Origin of the sequence: Muriicola sp., assembly GCF_049669965.1 — a bacterium.
Classification (GTDB): Bacteria; Bacteroidota; Bacteroidia; order Flavobacteriales; family Flavobacteriaceae; genus Muriicola.
In genome coordinates, this window is sequence record NZ_JBATLB010000250.1 from 1 (window position 1) to 3,619 (window position 3,619).

The 3,619-nt window shown below is 42.4% G+C and carries 6 protein-coding genes; 5 read left to right on the forward strand and 1 reads right to left on the reverse strand.

The window, feature by feature from the left end:
* The 5 genes from WBM49_RS12660 to moaC form a co-directional block, all read left to right on the forward strand.
* Positions 1 to 197: sensor histidine kinase (locus WBM49_RS12660; RefSeq protein ID WP_424372416.1), on the forward strand; the 197-nt coding region annotated here is incomplete at its 5' end.
* 13 nt (positions 198 to 210) lie between these two features.
* On the forward strand, positions 211 to 585 hold the full coding sequence (locus WBM49_RS12665) for a response regulator (protein WP_424372417.1): 375 nt from the start codon (positions 211 to 213) through the stop codon (positions 583 to 585).
* On the forward strand, positions 585 to 1,625 hold the full coding sequence (locus WBM49_RS12670) for a response regulator (protein WP_424372418.1): 1,041 nt from the start codon (positions 585 to 587) through the stop codon (positions 1,623 to 1,625). The genes WBM49_RS12665 and WBM49_RS12670 overlap by 1 nt, the downstream gene beginning before the upstream one ends.
* 67 nt (positions 1,626 to 1,692) lie before the next feature.
* Positions 1,693 to 2,136, forward strand: coding sequence for a molybdenum cofactor biosynthesis protein MoaE (locus tag WBM49_RS12675; RefSeq protein WP_424372419.1), 444 nt, complete (start codon positions 1,693 to 1,695; stop codon positions 2,134 to 2,136).
* Between the two features lie 2 nt (positions 2,137 to 2,138).
* Positions 2,139 to 2,567, forward strand: a complete 429-nt coding sequence (gene moaC / locus WBM49_RS12680; protein ID WP_424372420.1) for a cyclic pyranopterin monophosphate synthase MoaC — start codon at positions 2,139 to 2,141, stop codon at positions 2,565 to 2,567.
* 6 nt (positions 2,568 to 2,573) lie between these two features.
* Here moaC and WBM49_RS12685 read toward each other — a convergent pair whose 3' ends face one another.
* Positions 2,574 to 3,296 carry a hypothetical protein gene (locus tag WBM49_RS12685; protein ID WP_424372421.1) on the reverse strand — a complete coding sequence of 241 codons (723 nt, stop codon included), beginning with the start codon at positions 3,294 to 3,296 and terminating at the stop codon, positions 2,574 to 2,576.
* Positions 3,297 to 3,619: the final 323 nt, after the last annotated feature.

Below are 3,619 nucleotides of genomic sequence, written 5' to 3' on the forward strand. Positions count from 1 at the left end.
CCATAAAAGAAAAGATCTTTCAGCCTTTTTTCACCACCAAACCTAGTGGGGAAGGAACCGGTCTTGGCCTGAGCTTAAGTTATGATATCGTAAAGGCTCATGGCGGGGAACTTAAGGTGAATACCCGGGAAGGGGAAGGCACCGAATTCACCATTCTTTTGCCCATTTTACAAACCAAAAAATCAATAAAGAATTAAAAAAAACAACTGCATGAAAATTTTAGTGGTAGATGACGAACAAGATGTACAAATGCTTTTCCAGCAACGCTTCAGAAAAGAGATAAAAAGCGGGGCCCTAAATTTTGTCTTTGCTTTTTCCGGGGAAGATGCACTGAAGGTCATGAACAGTATGCAACACGAGGCTGTGTTGATCCTGTCAGACATTAATATGCCCGGCATGAGCGGCCTGGATCTTTTAGAAAAGATCAAGAAAGACTTTGTAAAACCCCCGCCGGTAGTGATGATGATCACAGCCTATGGGGATGAAGAAAACCGCAGTACGGCAAAGCGCTTGGGAGCAGACGACTTTCTGACCAAACCATTGGATTTCACGCTTTTAAAAAGCAAGTTAACAACCCTTACATAATGGCTAAGATACTGGTAGTAGACGATGAGACGGATCTGGAGGTTCTCATCAAACAGAAATTCCGAAAGCAGATACGGCAAAATGAATACGAATTTGTTTTTGCGATCAATGGAAAGGATGCCCTGGCAAAACTGGAGACAGAACCTGGGATGGATCTTGTTCTAAGTGATATTAACATGCCTGAAATGGATGGACTTACCCTGCTCACCAAATTACATGAATTAAACCCACTATTAAAATCGGTGATCGTTTCTGCCTATGGCGATATGGCCAATATACGCACAGCCATGAACCGGGGGGCCTTCGATTTTATCACCAAGCCTATAGATTTTGAAGATCTTACCGTAACTATGGAAAAGACCCTGAAGCATGTGCGGCAGATCAAAGAAACGCTGAATGCCATTAAAGAGAACAACATTCTTAAAATGTATGTAGACGAGAGTGTACTGAATTTTATGGGAAGCAAGGAATATGAGACGAGTGTAATGCTCAACGAGACCATAGATGGTACCGTTGTGTTCTTCGATCTATGCGGCTTTACCAAGATCAGTGAAAATAACAAGGCAGATACTGTGGTGCAGATGATCAACACCTATTTTGATCTTATGGTTAAAGAGATCATTGCCCAGCAGGGATTTGTAGATAAATTTATGGGAGATGCCATCATGGCTGTCTTCAGGGGGGAATATCACCTGGACCGTGCCATAGATGCTGCCCTGGCAGTGCGGAATCAGCTGGAACAACTCGATACTAAAGCTTTGCCTGCAGATTTTAAGGCAAAGGTCTCCATAGGGATTAAGAGTGGTGAGATGATTTCCGGAAATATCGGATCGGTCAGCCTGCGAAGATTAGATTATACGGTGATTGGCGATAACGTAAACACAGCAGCCCGTTTGCAAGATGCAGCCGGCGAAAACCAGATCCTTATTTCTGAGAGTTGTTATGAAGCCGTAAAAGAGTCGTTCATATGTAAAAAAGTAGGTACTATTACCATGAAGAATAAGGCAAAACCAGTTATAGTGTACGAAGTGCTGGAATAAGGCAAAAACAGACCAGGCAATGGCATTTTAGAAATCTTACCTACCTTCGCATTTCAGAGTTATTAAAATGGAAAAAGCAGCTGTCAAAAACGTTTTTGTTCAGGGGGCCATCACCCCGGAATTTATTGCAAATTCTATAGCCAAACATCAGTCGAAAACCCAGATCGGGGCCCACGATATTTTCCTGGGACAGGTACGGGCAGACGCGATAGTCGGGAAGGAAGTAAAGGCCATAGATTATTCGGCTTATGAAGCCATGGCCAACAAGAAATTCCATGAGATCAGGGAAGCTACCTTTGGGAAATATGAACTTAGTTGTATGCACATCTACCACAGTGTGGGCAGAGTTGAGGTGGGGGAGATCTGCCTCTTTGTCTTTGTGTCATCGCCCCACAGAAAAGAGGTGTTTGAGGCCCTGCAGTATGTGGTGGAAGAAATAAAAGCCCAGGTCCCGGTCTTTGGGAAAGAAGTATTTGAAGACGAATCCTATCAATGGAAAGTGAATAAGTAAGCATGGTAGATATCACTCACAAAAGTAATACCCTCAGAACGGCGGTGGCCCAGGCCATTGTAAAGGTGAGTTCTGAGGAAACCATCCGCGCCATTCAAAACAAGACGGTCCCCAAAGGGGATGTTTTTGCGATGAGCAAGGCAGCCGGCCTGCTAGGGGTTAAAAAAACATCCGATCTGTTGCCAGACTGCCATCCTTTGCCAATTGAATTCACGGAGATAAGCTATGAAATAGACAAACTTCAGATAAAAATTCTGATTACCGTAAAGACCAATTATAAAACGGGTGTTGAGGTAGAGGCCATGCACGGGGCGAGTATTGTGGCCCTCAATATGTACGACATGCTAAAGCCCATAGACAAGGGCATTGAGATCTCCAATATTCGTTTACTAAAAAAAACCGGCGGAAAGTCGGACATCAACAAGCCATAAACCTGTCTATTCCCTCCTGGCCCAGATCTCGTACATGGGCTCTCCCTTGCTATTCTTCCCAGTATGGTGCCAGTCGGCCCTGGAAATTTCATAATTAAAATCCAACACAGCCCCTACGCGCGAATTGTCCCTGGAAAAATACTGGATGATCTCAGAATACTTTCCGTCTTTAGCCGTATACATCCCACCCCCGGTACCGGAGAACCGCATCGTTGCGGTATTGTAGGCGATCCATTGAAAGTATCCATCCTTTAAAAATTTTAATGTTTTACGAGCGCTTTCATCACCCCGGCGTTCCTGCCCTGTGTCTGGGCCCCTGGTCGCAAAGAGCCAGGTACCATCTAGATCCTGCTCTTTGGCCTGAACAGGGTTCAGGACCATTATTTTATTTTCATTTAGGATCAAAGTATCTCCATACATTTGATAGGCGTACTTTTTGGTTCTTAAAGAATCATTCGCATAATTTGAATTGAACTCTAATTTCACATGGAGCGAATCCTTGTCTGCTGTATAAAAACCTCCAATGGTTGAAACAAATTTCCCTATGACCCTTCCGTTATAATATTCAGAGTGAATCAGGTAATTCTCACTTACTTTGACTTCATGAATCTGAGTCTGGTTTTCAGGATCACCTCCAAGATAGACCCCTGGTGCGGGCTGGGCCCAAAGGGAATAAGAATTACTTAACAAAAGTGCTACTAGCAACATGTTGAATACAAGACGTTTCATGATCAAAGATTTAGTTTCTAAGATACAAATTCATCCTTTATTTTAATTTGGGTTTTCACCCACAAAATGGGTATTTTATAATGCTATTTAATAAATCTATACTTTGGCCAGTAAAATTGGCTTAAAATACTTGAATTTTACTTTTTTTTGATTTCATTTACATCGTAGAAAATGATGATCTTAGCAACACATACAGAACCCTAATGTAGCATTAGCAAGCTTATATAAAACTTCGTAATTTCCACACTTTCGCTAAATGAACATAAAATACAGTGATCTTATAGATCAAACTTATTATTTTCCTCAGGAAGAGTTTACGCTCG